This window comes from Streptomyces sp. NPDC006463 (assembly GCF_042870715.1).
GTDB lineage: Bacteria > Actinomycetota > Actinomycetes > Streptomycetales > Streptomycetaceae > Streptomyces.
Genome location: NZ_JBIAHP010000012.1, coordinates 195,562 through 213,361, shown reverse-complemented (window position 1 = coordinate 213,361; position 17,800 = coordinate 195,562). Strand labels below are relative to the sequence as shown.

Annotated in this window: 16 protein-coding genes; 9 read left to right on the top strand and 7 right to left on the bottom strand. The window is 70.8% G+C overall.

The features are described 5' to 3' along the window. Nucleotides 1–172: 172 nt before the first annotated feature. On the bottom strand, nt 173–403 hold the full coding sequence (locus tag ACFYOB_RS23245; protein WP_388562327.1) for a response regulator: 231 nt from the start codon (nt 401–403) through the stop codon (nt 173–175). A gap of 287 nt (nt 404–690) precedes the next feature. On the opposite strand from ACFYOB_RS23245, the gene groES reads away from it, so the two are divergent. Both groES and groL read left to right on the top strand, forming a co-directional pair. Further along, the gene (gene groES / locus ACFYOB_RS23240; protein WP_030230757.1) at nt 691–999 is read left to right on the top strand and encodes a co-chaperone GroES; all 309 of its coding nucleotides are present in this window, start codon (nt 691–693) and stop codon (nt 997–999) included. 136 nt (nt 1,000–1,135) lie between these two features. After that, complete coding sequence (gene groL, locus ACFYOB_RS23235) at nt 1,136–2,764, top strand: chaperonin GroEL (protein WP_376680417.1); 1,629 nt, start codon at nt 1,136–1,138, stop codon at nt 2,762–2,764. Nucleotides 2,765–2,833: 69 nt separating this feature from the next. Here groL and ACFYOB_RS23230 read toward each other — a convergent pair whose 3' ends face one another. The 3 genes from ACFYOB_RS23230 to ACFYOB_RS23220 all read right to left on the bottom strand — a co-directional run bounded on the left by ACFYOB_RS23230 (nt 2,834) and on the right by ACFYOB_RS23220 (nt 5,094). Then, nucleotides 2,834–3,523, bottom strand: coding sequence for an ester cyclase (locus tag ACFYOB_RS23230; protein WP_388562324.1), 690 nt, complete (start codon nt 3,521–3,523; stop codon nt 2,834–2,836). A gap of 79 nt (nt 3,524–3,602) precedes the next feature. After that, nucleotides 3,603–4,376, bottom strand: coding sequence for an SDR family NAD(P)-dependent oxidoreductase (locus tag ACFYOB_RS23225; RefSeq protein WP_388562322.1), 774 nt, complete (start codon nt 4,374–4,376; stop codon nt 3,603–3,605). A 31-nt stretch (nt 4,377–4,407) separates the two neighbouring features. Continuing rightward, on the bottom strand, nt 4,408–5,094 hold the full coding sequence (locus ACFYOB_RS23220; RefSeq protein ID WP_388562465.1) for an MOSC domain-containing protein: 687 nt from the start codon (nt 5,092–5,094) through the stop codon (nt 4,408–4,410). 89 nt (nt 5,095–5,183) lie between these two features. Between ACFYOB_RS23220 and ACFYOB_RS23215 the strand changes: the two genes are divergently transcribed. Beyond that, nucleotides 5,184–6,092: a LysR family transcriptional regulator gene (locus ACFYOB_RS23215; RefSeq protein ID WP_388562320.1), complete on the top strand. Its 909-nt coding sequence runs from the start codon at nt 5,184–5,186 to the stop codon at nt 6,090–6,092. Nucleotides 6,093–6,223: 131 nt separating this feature from the next. On the opposite strand, the gene ACFYOB_RS23210 is transcribed toward ACFYOB_RS23215, so the two are convergent. After that, complete coding sequence (locus ACFYOB_RS23210; RefSeq protein WP_215015132.1) at nt 6,224–6,550, bottom strand: WhiB family transcriptional regulator; 327 nt, start codon at nt 6,548–6,550, stop codon at nt 6,224–6,226. 379 nt (nt 6,551–6,929) lie between these two features. Between ACFYOB_RS23210 and ACFYOB_RS23205 the strand changes: the two genes are divergently transcribed. The 4 genes from ACFYOB_RS23205 (at nt 6,930) to ACFYOB_RS23190 (ending at nt 11,344) form a co-directional block, all read left to right on the top strand. Further along, a complete protein-coding gene (locus tag ACFYOB_RS23205; RefSeq protein WP_003948568.1) occupies nt 6,930–7,541 on the top strand; it encodes a response regulator transcription factor in 612 nt (203 codons plus the stop codon). Nucleotides 7,542–7,819: 278 nt separating this feature from the next. Further along, nucleotides 7,820–8,449: a sigma-70 family RNA polymerase sigma factor gene (locus tag ACFYOB_RS23200; protein ID WP_030389108.1), complete on the top strand. Its 630-nt coding sequence runs from the start codon at nt 7,820–7,822 to the stop codon at nt 8,447–8,449. A gap of 126 nt (nt 8,450–8,575) precedes the next feature. Further along, complete coding sequence (gene guaB / locus ACFYOB_RS23195; RefSeq protein ID WP_388562317.1) at nt 8,576–10,075, top strand: IMP dehydrogenase; 1,500 nt, start codon at nt 8,576–8,578, stop codon at nt 10,073–10,075. Nucleotides 10,076–10,219: 144 nt separating this feature from the next. Next, nucleotides 10,220–11,344 carry a GuaB3 family IMP dehydrogenase-related protein gene (locus ACFYOB_RS23190; protein WP_031147860.1) on the top strand — a complete coding sequence of 375 codons (1,125 nt, stop codon included), beginning with the start codon at nt 10,220–10,222 and terminating at the stop codon, nt 11,342–11,344. 81 nt (nt 11,345–11,425) lie between these two features. Here the strand turns inward: ACFYOB_RS23190 and ACFYOB_RS23185 are convergent, their stop codons facing one another. Both ACFYOB_RS23185 and ACFYOB_RS23180 read right to left on the bottom strand, forming a co-directional pair. Further along, nucleotides 11,426–11,902 (bottom strand): hypothetical protein, encoded by a 477-nt coding sequence (locus ACFYOB_RS23185; RefSeq protein ID WP_388562315.1) that lies wholly within the window; start codon nt 11,900–11,902, stop codon nt 11,426–11,428. 118 nt (nt 11,903–12,020) lie between these two features. Further along, a complete protein-coding gene (locus ACFYOB_RS23180; RefSeq protein WP_388562313.1) occupies nt 12,021–13,250 on the bottom strand; it encodes a nucleotide sugar dehydrogenase in 1,230 nt (409 codons plus the stop codon). Between the two features lie 255 nt (nt 13,251–13,505). Between ACFYOB_RS23180 and ACFYOB_RS23175 the strand changes: the two genes are divergently transcribed. Both ACFYOB_RS23175 and ACFYOB_RS23170 read left to right on the top strand, forming a co-directional pair. Continuing rightward, nucleotides 13,506–15,212: a glycerol-3-phosphate dehydrogenase/oxidase gene (locus ACFYOB_RS23175; protein ID WP_388562311.1), complete on the top strand. Its 1,707-nt coding sequence runs from the start codon at nt 13,506–13,508 to the stop codon at nt 15,210–15,212. A 272-nt stretch (nt 15,213–15,484) separates the two neighbouring features. Continuing rightward, entirely contained in the window at nt 15,485–17,776 is a 2,292-nt protein-coding gene (locus ACFYOB_RS23170; protein WP_388562309.1) for a serine/threonine-protein kinase, read from the top strand. The last annotated feature ends 24 nt before the right edge of the window (nt 17,777–17,800 follow it).

Sequence of the window (17,800 nt, the reverse complement as noted above, 5' to 3'; positions counted from 1 at the left end):
CCGCCCGGGCGTACCGCAGGGCGTTGTCCACGAGGTTGGCCAGCCGCCCGGTCCAGCCGCGCCTGGTCGCCGGCCGCCGGTACGGGTGCCCGCGCTTCCAGCCGCAGCGCCACCCGGGGGCCGGCCCGGCGCGCCACGTCCTCGTCGTACTCGCCGTCCCTGGCGGTGAGCATCAGCACCGGGGTGGTGTCGCGTGGGCGCGCATGCGGGTGCAGATCTGACACCCGCTCACACTCGGGAGCATGACGTCGAGGAGGACGGCGTCGTACGGGCCGCCCGCCAGGGCGAGGTCCAGGCCGCGGTGGCCGTCGTGCGCGACCTCGGCCGCGTGCCCGTCGGCGGACAGGCCGCGCCGCAGGGACTCGGCGAGGCCCTCTTCGTCTTCGACCACGAGGATGCGCACGCCCCCAAGCGTCACATACCAGACACAATGACCCGGTGCGGGTGATGATCCGGACGGGCTCCCGCCAGGGTTTCCGGGGCTCGGAGGGCTGATCCGCGCAACGCCCGGCGGCGGGAATTGGCACTCCGCTTGACCGAGTGCTAATCGCCGGAATAGTCTCGCACCTGGCACTCGCCCCCGGTGAGTGCCAACACAGCGACAGGCAGGTCCGGCACCCGCGACGACGGATCGACCTGGTCGCCACCTCAGACAGTTAACCCCGGATCTCCGAAGGGGGAGGTCGGATCGTGACGACCGCCAGCTCCAAGGTTGCCATCAAGCCGCTTGAGGACCGCATCGTGGTCCAGCCGCTCGACGCCGAGCAGACCACGGCCTCCGGCCTGGTCATCCCGGACACCGCGAAGGAGAAGCCCCAGGAGGGCGTCGTCCTCGCGGTCGGCCCGGGCCGGTTCGAGGACGGCCAGCGTCTCCCGCTGGACGTCAGCGTCGGCGACATCGTGCTGTACAGCAAGTACGGCGGCACCGAAGTGAAGTACAGCGGCGAGGAGTACCTCGTCCTCTCGGCTCGCGACGTGCTCGCGATCGTCGAGAAGTAATTCGCTTCCAGTTTTGATTTGAGCTGCGCCCCTGGTCACCCTGCTGATGCCGGGGGACGAGGGGCGTAGTTCGTTCTAGGCGGTGGAGGTCGCGGTGAGCGGCCGAGGATCGCAACGAGAGGACTGAACCGCTCCCATGCCGAAGATCCTGAAGTTCGACGAGGACGCCCGTCGCGCCCTCGAGCGCGGCGTCAACAAGCTTGCCGACACGGTGAAGGTGACGATCGGCCCCAAGGGCCGCAACGTCGTCATCGACAAGAAGTTCGGCGCCCCCACCATCACCAACGACGGTGTCACCATCGCCCGCGAGGTCGAGCTGGACGACCCGTACGAGAACCTGGGCGCGCAGCTCGTGAAGGAGGTGGCGACCAAGACCAACGACATCGCGGGTGACGGCACCACCACCGCCACCGTGCTGGCCCAGGCGCTGGTCCGCGAGGGTCTGCGCAACGTCGCCGCGGGCGCGTCCCCGGCCGCCCTGAAGAAGGGCATCGACGCCGCGGTCAAGGCCGTCTCCGAGGAGCTCCTCGCGACCGCCCGCCCGATCGAGGACAAGTCCGACATCGCCGCCGTGGCCGCGCTCTCGGCGCAGGACCAGCAGGTCGGCGAGCTCATCGCCGAGGCGATGGACAAGGTCGGCAAGGACGGTGTCATCACCGTCGAGGAGTCCAACACCTTCGGCCTGGAGCTGGAGTTCACCGAGGGCATGGCCTTCGACAAGGGCTACCTCTCGCCGTACATGGTCTCCGACCAGGAGCGTATGGAGGCCGTCCTCGACGACCCGTACATCCTGATCAACCAGGGCAAGATCTCCTCGATCCAGGACCTCCTGCCGCTGCTGGAGAAGGTCATCCAGGCCGGCGCCTCCAAGCCGCTGCTGATCATCGCCGAGGACGTCGAGGGCGAGGCGCTCTCCACCCTCGTCGTCAACAAGATCCGCGGCACCTTCAACGCGGTCGCCGTCAAGGCCCCCGGCTTCGGTGACCGTCGCAAGGCGATGCTGCAGGACATGGCCACCCTCACCGGTGCCACCGTCATCGCCGAGGAGGTCGGCCTCAAGCTCGACCAGGCCGGTCTGGACGTACTGGGCACCGCCCGCCGCGTCACGATCTCCAAGGACGACACGACCATCGTCGACGGTGGCGGCAGCCACGAGGAAGTCGTCGGCCGCGTCAACCAGATCAAGGCCGAGATCGAGTCCACGGACTCCGACTGGGACCGCGAGAAGCTGCAGGAGCGCCTGGCGAAGCTCGCCGGCGGCGTCTGCGTCATCAAGGTCGGCGCCGCCACCGAGGTGGAGCTCAAGGAGAAGAAGCACCGCCTTGAGGACGCCATCTCGGCGACCCGCGCCGCGGTCGAGGAGGGCATCGTCTCCGGCGGTGGCTCCGCGCTCGTCCACGCCGTCAAGGTGCTCGAGGGCAACCTCGGCCTGACGGGCGACGAGGCCACCGGTGTCGCGGTCGTGCGCCGCGCCGCCGTCGAGCCGCTGCGCTGGATCGCCGAGAACGCCGGTCTCGAGGGTTACGTCATCACCTCGAAGGTCGCCGAGCTCGACAAGGGCCAGGGCTTCAACGCCGCCTCCGGCGAGTACGGCGACCTGGTCAAGGCCGGCGTCATCGACCCGGTCAAGGTCACCCGCTCCGCGCTGGAGAACGCCGCTTCCATCGCCTCCCTGCTGCTCACGACCGAGACCCTGGTCGTCGAGAAGCCGGCCGAGGAAGAGGGCGACGCGGGCCACGGCCACGGTCACGGCCACAGCCACTGATCGCGCCCCGCACACCGAGAAGGCCCCGTTCCGCATCTGCGGAACGGGGCCTTCCCGTGTGTGTGGTGGCTACATGGCGCCCAGTTGGCGCATCAGGCCCATGGCGTCGTAGTGCCACCAGCCTTCCTTGATCATGCCGTCCTGACACCGGAAGACCGTCGTGCCCGTCATCGTGCAGGTCTTGCCGGTGGGGGCGATGCCCATGAACTCGCCCTTGTGCTTGCCCGTCCAGGTCCACAGCGTGGTGACGTAGTCGTCCTGCGCCATCTGGGCGTCCCGCGTGAAGGTGAAGTCGAAGCCGCCCCGCCACATCTCCACGTCCTCGCGCATGCCCGCGGGCCCGATCTTGTCCTCGGGGTTGCTGATGTCGTGGTCGCGGTAGTCAGCGGCAAAGATCTCCTCGGCAACGGACATGTCGCCCTTCATCGCGAGCTCGTCGTACATCCGGTTCACCATCACCGTGTTGAGGTGCTCGTCCCGGACGACGTCGAGGTTGGTGAAGCTGGGCATCCCGTCGCAGAGGGCCACCATCTCCTCGAACATCTTGTCCGTCTCCGGAAGATGAGAGTTCTTCATGGCCTCTTCGTACGAGGGGAATTCGACCACGTCCACATAGTGGTTCTCGTTCTCGCGGTCCTTGCCCACGATGCTGTGGGTGACAGTGCGCTTGCCCTGGCTCTGCGAGACGTACCGGTCGAGCAGCTGATTGAGGTCGTCCTGCCGACTGGTCTTGTAATCGATTATCTGTACGAATGTCATGGCGGTCTCCCGGGCTTGTAGGACAAGTCCAGTTTAGGGAGATTTCACCTGGTTGGCCGATTTACCGGTGAGTACTGGGTTACTGGGGACCGTACTTGCGGCCCGTACGCGAGGACACGCCGCCCAGCAGCCCGCGCGGCGTCAGCTTCACCACGCCCATCAACGCCTTGTACCGCGGGTCCGGGATCGACACCGTCTTGCCCCGCGCCAGGTCGCCCAGGGCGGCGGCCACCAGCTTGTCGGCGTCGAGCCACATCCAGCCGGGGATGTTGTCCGTGCCCATGCCGGCGCGCTGGTGGAACTCCGTCCGGACGAAGCCGGGGCACAGCGCCATCAGCCGCACCCCGGATCCCGCCAGGTCCCTCGCCGCGCCCTGGGTGAACTGGACGACCCACGCCTTGCTCGCCCCGTACGTACCGCGCGGGACGAAGGCGGCCACCGAGGCCACGTTGATCACGCCGCCGCGGCCGCGCGTGCGCATCGACGCGGCGGCCGCCGAGGTCAGTCGCAGGACCGCCTCGATGTGCACCTTCACCATGGTGAGCTCGTCGGCCATGGAGACCTCGAGGTAGCGGCCCTTGTTGCCGAAGCCGGCATTGTTGACCAGCAGGTCCACGGGGTGGGTGCGGTCGCCGAGGCGCTCCTCGACCGCCGCGATGCCCTCCTCGGTGGACAGATCGGCGGCCAGCACCTCGGCCTCGATGCCGTGCCGGTCGTGCAGCTCGGTGGCCTGCGCGCCGAGCCGCTTGGTGTCGCGCGCCACCAGAACGAGGTTGTGGCCCTGGGCGGCGAGCCGCCGGGCGAAAGCGGCGCCGATGCCCGCCGTGGATCCCGTAATCAACGCAGTCGTCATAGGCGCAACCTAGCCGCCCCGGGTGTCGGTTCTACTTCGCCCCGGCTCCGGTCCCGTACTTCTCCACGTACCGGCGCACGGTCTCGTGACCTTGCGGTTCCATTGCCGCGCCCGCCGCCAGGGTGCGCGGCAGCAGCGCGCGCTCCGTGGTGAAGGCGCGGAACCAGAATTCCACCGTCACCTCGTGGTCCGCGCGGTGGACGATCTCGACGGCGTCACCGGGGGAGACCGAGCCCTCCTCGATCACCCGCAGGTAGGCGCCCGGCCGCGCCGCCTGGGTGAACCGCCTGACCCAGGCGTTCTCGCCGAGGGCCCCCTGGAAGGTGCGGCACGGGATGCGGGCCGAGGCGACTTCGAGGAGCAGGTCCGCGCCGACCCGCCAGCGGTCGCCGAGGCGCGCGGCGTTCAGGTCGATGCCGGAGGTGGTGAAGTTCTCGCCGAAGGTCCCGCCGGGCAGCTCGCGGCCCAGCTCCGCCTCCCAGTGGTCCAGGTCCTCGCGCGCGTACGCGTAGACGGCCTGGTGGTCGCCGCCGTGGTGGCGGCGGTCGCACACGGCGTCGCCCTCCACGCCGCTGCCGAGGCCGGTGGCTCTCGGGCCCGGGGCGAAGACGCGGACCGGCCCGGGGACCGGGTGCTTGCCGTGGCCCGTCACCCCGCCCTCCGTGTCGGTGTAGGCGACGACTTCGGCACGGCCGATGTTCACGGAGATCAGATGCATGGGACCCATGCGCACACGCTAACCGAGCCCGCCCCAAAGGGGCACGACGGTATTCGCGCGACGGTCAAAGAAGGGCTTATGCTCAAAAGGTGATCGAGGCACGTCATCTCCGGGTTCTGCGCGCCGTCGCCGGGACCGGGTCCTTCTCCGCCGCCGCCCGCGAGCTCGGCTGCACCCAGCCCGCCGTCTCCCAGCAGATGAAGGCGCTGGAGCAGTCGGCCGGCACCCCGCTGCTCATCCGCACCGGCCGCGAGATGCGGCTGACCCAGGCCGGTGAGGCCCTGGTACGGCATGCCGCGGGGATCCTGGCCGGGCTGACCGCCGCCGAGGAGGAGGTCGCGGCCATCTCCGGGCTGCGCGCGGGCCGGGTCCGGCTGGTGTCCTTCCCCAGCGGCAGCTCCACGTTGGTGCCGACCGCGCTCGCCGCGATGCGCGCAGAGCACCCGGGCACCCGGATCTCCCTGGTCGAGGCCGAGCCGCCGCGCTCGGTGGAGATGCTGCGCGAGGGCGACTGCGACCTGGCGCTGGCCTTCCGGTACGCCGGGGACGGTGACGGGCGGGGCTCCACGGCGGAGTGGGAGGAACTCGTGGTGCGCCCCCTGCTGACCGACCGGCTCGTCGGGCTGGTCCCCGAGGGGCACCGGCTGGCCGGGTCGGAGCGCGTGGGCATGGCGGAGCTGGCCGACGAGCCCTGGATCGCGGGCTGTCCGCGCTGCCGCCGCCATCTGGTGGAGGTGTGCGAGAACGCGGGCTTCACCCCGCGGATCGACTTCGCGACCGACGACTACCCGGCGGTGGTCGGCCTGGTCGGCGCCGGGCTGGGCGTCGCGGTGCTGCCGGAGCTCGCGGTGGAGTCCGTACGGGCCAAGGGCGTGAGCACGGTGGCCGTGGAGCCGGCCGTCGAGCGGGAGATCGTGGCGCTGACCCTGCCCGACCTGGCCAGGGTCCCGGCTGTGGCCGCGACCCTGGCCGAGCTGGAGCGGGCCGCCACGCGCTGACCGCACCGTGGCGTCGGGTACGGCCGGACGAGTGACGTTGCGCGCAGGACTGCGACACGCCCGGCGAGGGCGGCGGTCGGAAGGATTTCGCGGAAGCTGCAGCAACGTTCCTTCGGACGTTTGTACTCGGATCAGTGCGGCGGGATCGGTCCGATCGCGCTGGACGCGGGGATCAGGCGATGCCGGGCGCGGCCCATCAGTTCCTCGCGCTCGTCCTCGGTGAGGCCTCCCCACACTCCGTAGGGCTCGCGGACGGCGAGTGCGTGCGCGGCGCATTCCGAACGAACCGGGCATCGCATGCAGACCTCTTTAGCCGAGGCCTCGCGCGCGCTCCTGGCCGCGCCCCGCTCACCTTCCGGGTGGAAGAACAGGGAGCTGTCGACCCCGCGGCAAGCAGCGAGCAGCTGCCAGTCCCAGAGGTCGGCGTTCGGTCCGGGGAGCCGGGAGAAATCTGCCATTGGTAGTCCTCTTGGTGCCGGTACTGAGGCGGATACGGTCCATGTCTCCACACCTACTGTCGTAGTAGATGTAAATATGACTCACTGGGAATCTAGCCTCAGACATGTGCGAAACGGAAGGAAAGCCGCCAAATAGGGCATAGCTCCAGATGGAGGACGAGCGGCTCGTGGCGCCAGCGCCGTGATCGCTTCCTCACGTAGAGTGCTGAAGGTGTCCGTCCGACCCGTAACTCTTTCGAGTGACCATCGTTGAGAGTGCGAAGGCGGTTGAACCAATAAGTTCTCGGACAGGTGTCCGGGGGCATCGACCGCACAGGTGACGATACGTACCAGCCTGGAGGCTCAAGGTGACGCGCATCAGCAGCTGCGGAGGGCGGTCATGACATCCGTCCTCGTCTGCGACGACTCCCCGCTTGCCCGAGAGGCGCTCCGTCGCGCGGTTGCCACCGTGCCCGGCGTCGAGCGTGTGACGACGGCTGCCAACGGCGAGGAAGTCCTCCGCCGCTGGGGTGCCGACCGCTCCGACCTGATTCTGATGGATGTACGGATGCCCGGGCTCGGCGGTGTGGAGACGGTCCGCCGGCTGCTCTCGGCCGACCCCGGCGCCCGCATCATCATGCTGACGGTCGCCGAGGACCTGGACGGCGTGGCCCTCGCGGTCGCCGCCGGCGCCCGCGGATACCTGCACAAGGACGCCTCGCGCGCCGAACTGCGGGCCACGGTCACCCAGGCCCTCGCAGACCCGACCTGGCGACTGGCCCCGCGCCGGCTCCGCTCGGCCGAGATGGGCGCGGCGCCCACCCTCACCGCTCGCGAGATCCAGGTGCTGGAGGGCATGAGCCACGGCCGGTCCAACGCGGAGATCGGGCGCGAGCTCTTCCTCTCCGAGGACACGGTCAAGACGCACGCCCGCAGGCTGTTCAAGAAGCTCGGCGCCTCGGACCGGGCGCACGCCGTGGCGCTCGGCTTCCGCTGGGGCCTGGTCCGCTGACCCACGGGTCACGGGCCGGTCCGTGTCCCGCCGTACCCGGTGCGCACTCGGGGATTGGCGGGGCACAATCCGGGGGACGTGTCGCTTCGTGCGCGATGCCGCATCCTTGAGGGTGTGCCGCATTCTTGGAGATGTGGAGTCCTCGTCCTTGGGGACCATTCGGCCGAGCGGGAGGGGAGGGCGCAATCATGAGTTCCGGCGCACCCGCTCATAACGCTTCGATGCACGAAACCGGCCGTGGTGCCACGGAAGCTCCGGCGTCAAGGCACCATGGATTGATGCGCGACGACGAGGCCCTGGGGTCACCCGCGGCCACAGGCCCGACCGGCGCCGCCAAAGGCGGTAGTGCCGGGGGTGTCAGCGCGCTCGTACGCCGAGCGGTGGAGGGCGACGAGCAGGCCACGCACGACCTGCTCGCGTTCGTTCACCCGCTCGCGATCCGCTACTGCCGCACCCGGCTCTCGCGGCTCCCGGGTGACGCCCGCCACTTCGTGGAGGACCTGGCGCAGGAAGTCTGCGTCGCCGTCCTGATGGCCCTGCCGCGCTACCGGGACACCGGGCGGCCCTTCGAGGCCTTCGTCTTCGCGATTGCCGCACACAAGGTCGCCGACCTGCAGCGGGCCGCCATGCGGCACCCGGGCAGCACGGCCGTGCCCTCGGACGAGATGCCGGAGCGGCCCGACGACTCGCTGGGTCCCGAGGAGCGGGCGCTGCTCAGCAGTGACGCGGCCTGGGCCAAGAAGCTGCTGGCCAACCTCCCGGAGAACCAGCGCGAGCTCCTCGTGCTGCGGGTGGCCGTCGGGCTTACCGCCGAGGAGACCGGGCAGATGCTCGGCATGTCCCCCGGGGCGGTGCGCGTCGCCCAGCACCGGGCGCTCAGCCGGCTCCGCGCGCTCGCCGAGCAGTAGAAATCCCGGCGAGGATCTCCGTAGGAAACTACAAATCTTCTGCTTGACCTTGGTCGTGGAATGAGACGCGTCGGGATCCCGTTAGCATGGACATCCGCGCTGAGCAAGACCATTTGGGAAGGTGTCATGACCGCCGACGGAGTGCCCGACAAATTCGCCACGCTCGGACTGACCTACGACGACGTGCTGCTGCTGCCGGGCGCGTCGGACATGTCGCCTGACGCGATCGATACCTCTTCCCTCATCTCCCGGAACGTGCGCGTGAACGTTCCGCTGCTGTCCGCGGCGATGGACAAGGTCACCGAGGCCCGCATGGCCATCGCGATGGCCCGCCAGGGCGGCGTGGGCGTACTGCACCGCAACCTGTCGATCGCCGACCAGGCCAACCAGGTCGACCTGGTCAAGCGCTCCGAGTCCGGCATGGTCAGCGACCCGATCACGGTGCACCCGGACGCGACGCTGCGCGAGGCCGACGAGCTGTGCGCCAAGTTCCGCATCTCCGGCGTCCCGGTCACGGACCCGGCGGGCAAGCTGCTCGGCATCGTCACCAACCGCGACATGGCCTTCGAGTCGGACCGCAGCCGTCAGGTGCGCGAGGTCATGACCCCGATGCCGCTGGTCACGGGCAAGGTGGGCATCTCCGGCGTGGACGCCATGGAGCTGCTGCGCCGCCACAAGATCGAGAAGCTTCCGCTGGTCGACGACGCGGGCATCCTCAAGGGCCTCATCACGGTCAAGGACTTCGTCAAGGCCGAGAAGTACCCGAACGCCGCCAAGGACAACGACGGCCGGCTGCTCGTCGGCGCGGCCGTCGGCGTCGCCGGTGACGCGTTCGACCGTGCCCAGGCCCTGATCGAGGCGGGCGCCGACTTCATCGTCGTCGACACCGCCCACGGCCACTCCCGCCTGGTCGGCGACATGGTCGCCAAGATCAAGTCGAACTCCGGCGTGGACGTCATCGGCGGCAACGTCGCCACCCGCGACGGTGCCCAGGCGCTGATCGACGCCGGCTGCGACGGCATCAAGGTCGGCGTCGGCCCCGGCTCCATCTGCACCACCCGCGTGGTCGCCGGCATCGGCGTCCCGCAGGTCACCGCCATCTACGAGGCTTCGCTGGCCGCCAAGGCCGCGGGCGTCCCGGTCATCGGCGACGGCGGCCTGCAGTACTCCGGCGACATCGCCAAGGCCCTGGTCGCGGGCGCCGACACGGTGATGCTCGGCTCGCTGCTCGCGGGCTGCGAGGAGTCCCCCGGCGAGCTGCTCTTCATCAACGGCAAGCAGTTCAAGTCGTACCGCGGCATGGGCTCGCTCGGCGCGATGCAGTCCCGTGGCGACCAGCGCTCCTTCTCCAAGGACCGCTACTTCCAGGAGGGCGTGGGTGGCGACGACAAGCTCATCCCCGAGGGCATCGAGGGCCAGGTTCCCTACCGCGGTCCGCTCTCCGCGGTCGTGCACCAGCTCGTCGGCGGCCTGCGCCAGTCGATGTTCTACGTCGGCGGCCGCACGGTTCCCGAGCTGCAGGACCGGGGCCGCTTCGTCCGGATCACCTCGGCGGGCCTCAAGGAGAGCCACCCGCACGACATCCAGATGACGGTGGAAGCGCCGAACTACAGCCGCAAGGGCTGATCGGAGCGGCCATGTGAGGGGCGGGCCCGTCGGGCCCGCCCCTTCGCCGTGCCCGTGCCCGCGTCCGTACAGCGGTCATGGCAACGCGACTCTCCGGCGTTCGGGGATACTGGACGGGCAGACCCAGAGGAAAGGCCACCACACGTGACTGAGATCGAGATCGGGCGCGGCAAGCGCGGCCGCAGGGCGTACGCGTTCGACGACATCGCCATCGTCCCGAGCCGGCGTACCCGGGACCCGAAGGAGGTCTCGATCGCCTGGCAGATCGACGCGTACCGCTTCGAGCTCCCCTTCCTGGCCGCCCCCATGGACTCGGTCGTCTCCCCGCAGACCGCGATCCGCATCGGCGAGCTCGGCGGCCTCGGCGTGCTGAACCTCGAAGGCCTGTGGACCCGCTACGAGGACCCGCAGCCGCTGCTCGACGAGATCGCGGAGCTGGACGAGGAGTCCGCCACCCGCCGTCTCCAGGAGATCTACTCCGCCCCGATCCAGGCGGACCTGATCCGGCAGCGCATCAAGGAGGTCCGCGACTCGGGCGTCGTCACCGCCGCCGCGCTCTCCCCGCAGCGCACCGCCGAGTTCTCCAAGGCCGTCGTGGACGCGGGCGTGGACATCTTCGTGATCCGCGGCACCACCGTGTCGGCGGAGCACGTCTCCGGAGCCGCCGAGCCGCTGAACCTGAAGCAGTTCATCTACGAGCTCGACGTCCCGGTCATCGTGGGCGGCTGCGCCACCTACACCGCGGCCCTGCACCTGATGCGCACCGGTGCCGCGGGTGTCCTGGTCGGCTTCGGCGGCGGCGCCGCGCACACCACGCGCAACGTGCTCGGCATCCAGGTCCCGATGGCGACCGCCGTCGCGGACGTGGCAGCGGCCCGCCGCGACTACATGGACGAGTCCGGCGGCCGGTACGTGCACGTCATCGCCGACGGCGGCGTGGGCTGGTCGGGCGACATCCCGAAGGCCGTCGCCTGCGGCGCGGACGCCGTGATGATGGGCTCCCCGCTGGCCCGTGCCACCGACGCGCCCGGCAAGGGCAACCACTGGGGCATGGAGGCCGTCCACGAGGACGTGCCGCGCGGCAAGAAGGTCGACCTGGGTACGGTCGGCACCACCGAGGAGATCCTCACCGGCCCGTCGCACTCCCCGGACGGTTCGATGAACATCTTCGGCGCGCTGCGCCGCTCGATGGCCACCACCGGCTACAGCGAGCTCAAGGAGTTCCAGCGGGTCGAGGTCACGGTCGCGGACTCGCAGCACAGCCGCTGACCGGCTCTTTGCCGTACGTACGCCGGAGGGCCGGCACCCCGTGTGGGGTGCCGGCCCTCCGGCGTCACGCGGTGCGCCGGGTCAGTCGCTGACCTTCTTGGCCGCGCCGAAGGCGGCGAAGCCGCCGATCCCGAGGAAGACGTAGGACATGAGGTCCGCGTTCTCCTTCCAGAGATCGTTCAGGCCGCCGATGCCGACCTGGCTGAGGACCTCGCCGACGCCGATCTTGCCGTAGTCGGCCATCACGAGCGCGATGAAGAAGAGCTGGCCGAGGTAGACGGCGCCGATGGAGAGCACGGCGGCGACGACGGGCAGGATCGGGTTGCGGCCGCCGAGCTTGCCGGCGGCGAGGCCGACGAGCAGGCCGACGCCGATCGCGGCGTAGCCGACCTCGCGGTCGATGGCGTTCATGATGCCGCCGTACGCGGCCGCCGCGACGAGGGCCGCGACGACGGCCGCGACGAGGCCGAGGCCGATGTTGCCGCTGCGGGCCGGGGCCGGGGCGGCGGGCGCCTCGGTGACGGAGTCGGGCGCGGGCGGCTGGAAGTTCTGGCTCATGGTGATCCCCCCCAAGGGATACGCGGGCACACGTGTCCGGGGGGACGTATGTGCGAGATAAGTGATGCCGCAGGCTAGCAGGCGGCCGTGACATCCATGAGGGGGAATTCCCGGGCGCTCAGAGCCGGTGGGCGGCCCCCGCCGGGCTGGCGCCCCGGGTGTCCAGGAGCAACTGGGCCTTGACCGCGAGGCCTTGCAGGTCATAGGTGCGGTGGTGCTGGAGCAGGATCGTCAGGTCCGCGTTGGCGGCGGCCTCGTACAACGATTCGGCACGGGGGACCGGCTGGTCCCGGACCCGCCAGCCCGCGATGTACGGGTCGTGGTAGCTGATGAGCGCCCCCAGGTCGAGCAGGCGGCTGGCGATCTCGCGGGCCGGGGAGCCCTCCTGGTCGGCGAGGTCGGGCTTGTAGGTGACGCCCAGGAGGAGGACGCGGGCGCCGCGGGCGGATTTGCCGTGCTCGTTCAGCAGGGTGGCGGAGCGCTGGATGACGTACTGCGGCATCCGGTTGTTGATCTCCTGCGCCAGGCCGACCATGCGCAGGGGGTGGCCGGGGGTGCGGGTGGTGTGGGGGAGGTAGTTCGGGTCGAGCGGGACTCCGTGGCCGCCGACGCCCGGGCCGGGACGGAAGGCCTGGAAGCCGTACGGCTTGGTCTCGGCGCAGCGGATGACGTCCCACAGGTCCACGCCGAGATCGTGGCAGAGGACCGCCATCTCGTTCATGAGGGCGATGTTGACGTGCCGGTAGTTCGTCTCCAGGAGCTGTACGGTCTCGGCCTCGCGCAGGCCGCGGGCGCGGACGACCTTCTCGGTGAGGCGGGCGTAGAAGGCGTGCGCGGACTCGGTGCAGGCGGGGGTGAGGCCGCCGATCACCTTGGGGGTGTTGGAGACGCCGTGCGTGCGGTTGCCCGGGTCGAGGCGGCTGGGGGAGTAGGCCAGGTGGAAGTCGCGGCCCGCCCGGAGCCCGGAGCCCTCTTCGAGGATGGGGCGGAGGTACTCCTCGGTGACGCCCGGGTGGACGGCGGATTCGAGGATCACGGTGGTGTGGGGGCGCAGCCGTGCGGCGAGCGCGCGGCCCGCCTCGCCCACGGCGGACAGGTCCAGCGCGCGATCGGCGCCGAGCTGGGTGGGCGCGCAGATGACGGCGGTGCGGACCCGGCCGAGCTCGGCCGGGTTGGTGGTGACCCGGAAGCCGGCCGCCGACATGCGGCGGACCTCGGCGGCGGTGAGGGTGGAGTCCGTGACCGGACCGCTGTCGTAGCCGACCGTCTCGATCCCGGCGGCGACTGCCGCCTGGGCGAGGGGGAGGCCGAGATGGCCGAGTCCGATGACGGCGAGATCTGCGGGCATGGGGGTGCCGTCCCTTCCCTGACATGAGGGGGATGCGCGCGCAAGCCCTGTGCACAGGAGGAGCCCGGGGAGCTGGCGCAATGTCAGACTAGGCGTATATATGAAAGATATGTCGCATTCTGGGGTAGTGGTCGTCGTTGTGTTGTCCACAGGCGGTGGCTGATGTGGGTGCGGGCGGTCAGAATCAGGAAACGGGGCATGTGAGCGGGATCACCCGCACGACGCGGGGAACACCCGCACCAACGGGAGGCAGCCGTGAGGACAGCGACACTGGGACCGGTGCAGCGCGCCGAGGCGCTCGCCCGGATGGCCGAGCGGGAGCTGGACGTTCTGGTTGTGGGCGCGGGGGTGGTCGGCGCCGGTACCGCGCTCGACGCGGCGACCAGAGGCCTGTCGACCGGGCTGGTGGAAGCGCGTGACTGGGCGTCCGGCACGTCGAGCAGGTCGAGCAAGCTCATCCACGGCGGCCTGCGGTACCTGGAGATGCTCGACTTCGCCCTCGTCCGGGAGGCGCTGAAGGAGCGCGGCCTGCTGCTGGAGCGCCTCGCGCCGCACCTGGTGAAGCCCGTGCCTTTCCTCTACCCGTTGCAGCACAAGGGCTGGGAACGGCTGTATGCGGGCTCGGGCGTCGCGCTCTACGACGCCATGTCGGTCTCCAGCGGACACGGGCGCGGGCTGCCGGTGCACCGGCACCTGTCGCGGGCGCGCGCGCTGCGGGTGGCGCCGGCGCTGCGCAAGGACGCGCTGGTGGGAGCCCTCCAGTACTACGACGCCCAGATGGACGACGCGCGGTACGTGGCCACGCTGGTGCGGACGGCCGCGGCGTACGGGGCGCACTGCGCCAACCGGGCGAGGGTGATCGGCTTCCTGCGCGAGGGCGAACGGGTGGTCGGGGCGCGGGTGCGGGATGTCGAGGGCGGCGGGGAGTACGAGATCCGCGCGAAGCAGATCGTGAACGCGACCGGGGTGTGGACGGACGACACCCAGGCGCTGATCGGGGAGCGCGGGCAGTTCCACGTACGGGCGTCGAAGGGCATCCACCTGGTCGTGCCGAAGGACCGGATCCATTCGAGCACCGGGCTGATCCTGCGGACCGAGAAGTCGGTGCTGTTCGTCATCCCCTGGGGGCGGCACTGGATCGTGGGGACCACGGACACCGACTGGGACCTGGACAAGGCGCACCCGGCGGCGTCGAGCGCGGACATCGACTACCTGCTGGAGCACGTGAACTCGGTGCTGGCGGTGCCGCTGACGCGTGACGACGTACAGGGTGTGTACGCGGGCCTGCGGCCGCTGCTGGCCGGGGAGTCGGACGCGACGAGCAAGCTGTCGCGCGAACATACGGTGGCGCACCCGGTGCCGGGGCTCGTGGTGGTCGCGGGCGGCAAGTACACGACGTACCGGGTCATGGCGAAGGACGCCGTCGACGAGGCGGTGCACGGGCTGGACCAGCGGGTCGCGGAATGCGTGACGGAGGACGTGCCGCTGGTCGGCGCGGAGGGGTACCGGGCGTTGTGGAACGCACGGGCCAGGACCGCGGCCCGGACGGGCCTTCACGTGGTGCGGGTGGAGCACCTGTTGAACCGGTACGGGTCGCTGACGGAGGAACTGCTGGACCTGATCGCCGCCGACCCGGGGCTGGGGGACCCGGTGGCCGGGGCGGATGACTACCTGCGCGCCGAGATCGTGTACGCGGCCTCGCACGAGGGGGCGCGGCACCTGGACGACGTGCTGACGCGGCGGACACGGATCTCGATCGAGACCTTCGACCGGGGGACGCGGTCGGCGCGGGAGTGCGCGGAGTTGATGGCGCCGGTCCTGGGGTGGGACAAGCAGCAGATCGAGAAGGAAGTGGAGCACTACGAGAAGCGGGTCCAGGCGGAGCGGGAATCGCAGCGCCAGCCGGACGACCAGACGGCGGACGCGGCGCGACTGGGGGCGCCCGACATCGTTCCGTTGTAAGTCCGGGATGCGGAAAGGGGAACCGCGGACCCGGGGCGCCCGTCCGTTGCGGAGTGAGGAACAATGAGGGTTCTGCCGGGGCGGGTTACCGCGGACCCCGGGAGCTGCCGGGGCCGCCGGAGCGGGCGGCACGATCGCAGAGGGGACGCATGTCGAAGCCGGAGCACGGGACGCCTGCGGCGAAGCCCGAGGATGAGGGAGCTGCGGCTCCGGCTGCGTCGGCCGAGGCCGCGCCTGCTGAGGGTGCGAAGCCTGCGGCTGCGAAGCCGGGGTTGACGAAGGCCAGGGCCGAGGAACCGAAGCCCGAGGCCGAGGCCGCGGAAGTGAAGGCCGTGGCCGAGGCCGCGGATGCCAAGGTCGCGCCTGCGGCGAAGCCCGAGGATGCCAAGGCCGCGCCTGCGCCTGCGGCGAAGCCCGAGGATGCCAAGGTCGCGCCTGCGCCTGCGGCGAAGCCGGACGATGCCAAGTCCGCGGCTGCGGCCGCGGCCCGACCCGAGGACGCGAAGCCCAGGGCCGAGGCGGCCAAGGCCGACCTGGCGAAGCCCGTCAATTCCGTGGTGGAGAAGGCCGATGCCGTGGCCGCCGAGGTCAAGGCCAGGGTCGAGGCCGCCAAGTCGGCCGGGAACGGCGAGGACAAAGGCCGGCTGCTCGCGGGCCGCTACCGGCTGGGAGCCGTGCTCGGCAAGGGCGGCATGGGTACCGTCTGGCGCGCCGAGGACGAGACCCTCGGCCGGATCGTCGCCGTCAAGGAACTCCGTTTCGGCACCGGGGTCGACGAGGACGAGAAGCGCCGTCTGATCACCCGTACCCTGCGCGAGGCCAAGGCCATCGCCCGGATCCGGAGCGGGGGCGCGGTCACCGTCTTCGACGTCGTCGACGAAGACGGCCGCCCCTGGATCGTCATGGAGCTCATCGAGGGCCCCTCGCTCGCCGAGTTCATACGGGAGAACGGCCCGCTCACCCCGCACCGCGCCGCCGAGGTCGGCCTCGCGGTGCTCGACGTCCTGCGCGCCGCGCACGGCCAGGGCATCCTGCACCGCGACGTCAAACCGTCCAACGTTCTCATCGCCGCCAGCGGCCGCGTCGTCCTCACCGACTTCGGCATCGCGCAGGTCGAGGGCGACCCCTCCGTCACCTCCACCGGCATGCTCGTCGGCGCGCCCTCCTACATCTCCCCGGAGCGCGCCCGCGGTTACAAGCCCGGTCCGCCCGCCGACATGTGGTCGCTCGGTGGTCTGCTGTACGCCGCCGTCGAGGGCGTGCCCCCGTACGACAAGGGCTCCGCCCTCGCCACCCTCACCGCCGTGATGACCGAGCCGGTGGAGCCGCCCAAGAACGCGGGCCCGCTGACCGAGGTCATCTACGGCCTGCTCGCCAAGGACCCGGCCCAGCGCCTCGACGACGGCCGGGCGCGGGCGATGCTCACCGCCGTCGTCAACGCGCCCGAGCCCGCCCCGGCCCCCGTGGCGGCCCCGGCCGCCGAGGAGACCCGGCAGATCTCGCTCGCGGACGCCAAGGCGGCCGCGGAGCAGGCGGCCGCGGACAAGGCCGCCGAGAAGGCGGCGAAGAAGGAACGCGAGCGGCGGGAGCGCGAGCAGCGCGAACGAGCCCGCGCCGCGCTGAAGGCGGCCCGCAAGGCGGCGGCGGTGGCCGCCGCCACCACGGCCGCCTCGGCCGCGGAGGCACCCGCGTCCGAGCCCAAGTCCAAGCCCGCGGCCGCGGCGAAGACCTCCCCGGTGGCGGCCCCGCTCACCGACGTCATGCCGCGCCGCACCATCGCGCTCGCGATAGCCGCCGTCGTGGTCGTACTCGCGGCCGTCGGCTCGCTCATCGTCTACGCCTTCAACGGCGACGACACCGACGGCCGCAAGGACGAGGGCAAGGGCGGCAAGACCACCCCGTCCGCGTCCGCCGCCCAGTCCCCGGGCGCCACCCCGCAGTCCTCGCCGCAGCCTTCGGCGAAGCCCGGCGAGCAGGGCGGGACCAACGGCAACGCCACCCCCGGCGCCCAGAGCCAGGGGCAGAGCCAGGGGCAGGGCCAGCAGACCCCGGCCGCCGGCCAGGGCCAGGGCCAGGGCGCACAGCCGGGCGGCTCGGTCAGCGGACTCCCCGCGGGATACGTCATGGTGACGGAGCCCGGATTCCACTTCTCGATGGCGATGCCCGAGGGCTTCAGGCAGACGGGCATAGCGGGGAAGAACTCGGGCGGGATATACAGCCGCGACGGCGGCTTCCCGCGCATCCAGGTCGACTACAACAGCAGCCCGAAGGACGACGCGCGCAAGGCCTGGGTCGAGTCGAACCCCGGTACGGCGGCCAGCAGCACGAACTACAGGCTCATCAGGATCGACGTGGCGAGCTACCGGAACTACCCCACCGTCGCCGACTGGGAGTTCGAGCGAGACCAGAACGGCATCCGGGTCCGGGTGCTCAACCGCGGCTTCAAGATGGACGCGACGCACGGCTACGCCATCATGATCAGCTGCGCCGTGGACCAGTGGGACGGACCCGAGTGCACGCAGATGCGCGCCACCGCGTACGAGACCTTCCAGCCGCTGGGCTGACCTCGGGACGCGGGCGGCCCCGGC

Excerpts from the sequence above, each read along its gene's own strand:
- groL (WP_376680417.1), top strand. The coding sequence starts at position 1,136 with ATGCCGAAGATCCTGAAGTTCGACGAGGACGCCCGTCGCGCCCTCGAG.
- ACFYOB_RS23230 (WP_388562324.1), bottom strand. The coding sequence starts at position 3,523 with ATGACATTCGTACAGATAATCGATTACAAGACCAGTCGGCAGGACGAC.
- ACFYOB_RS23225 (WP_388562322.1), bottom strand. The coding sequence starts at position 4,376 with ATGACGACTGCGTTGATTACGGGATCCACGGCGGGCATCGGCGCCGCT.
- ACFYOB_RS23220 (WP_388562465.1), bottom strand. The coding sequence starts at position 5,094 with ATGCATCTGATCTCCGTGAACATCGGCCGTGCCGAAGTCGTCGCCTAC.
- ACFYOB_RS23210 (WP_215015132.1), bottom strand. The coding sequence starts at position 6,550 with ATGGCAGATTTCTCCCGGCTCCCCGGACCGAACGCCGACCTCTGGGAC.
- ACFYOB_RS23205 (WP_003948568.1), top strand. The coding sequence starts at position 6,930 with ATGACATCCGTCCTCGTCTGCGACGACTCCCCGCTTGCCCGAGAGGCG.
- ACFYOB_RS23200 (WP_030389108.1), top strand. The coding sequence starts at position 7,820 with ATGCGCGACGACGAGGCCCTGGGGTCACCCGCGGCCACAGGCCCGACC.
- guaB (WP_388562317.1), top strand. The coding sequence starts at position 8,576 with ATGACCGCCGACGGAGTGCCCGACAAATTCGCCACGCTCGGACTGACC.
- ACFYOB_RS23185 (WP_388562315.1), bottom strand. The coding sequence starts at position 11,902 with ATGAGCCAGAACTTCCAGCCGCCCGCGCCCGACTCCGTCACCGAGGCG.
- ACFYOB_RS23180 (WP_388562313.1), bottom strand. The coding sequence starts at position 13,250 with ATGCCCGCAGATCTCGCCGTCATCGGACTCGGCCATCTCGGCCTCCCC.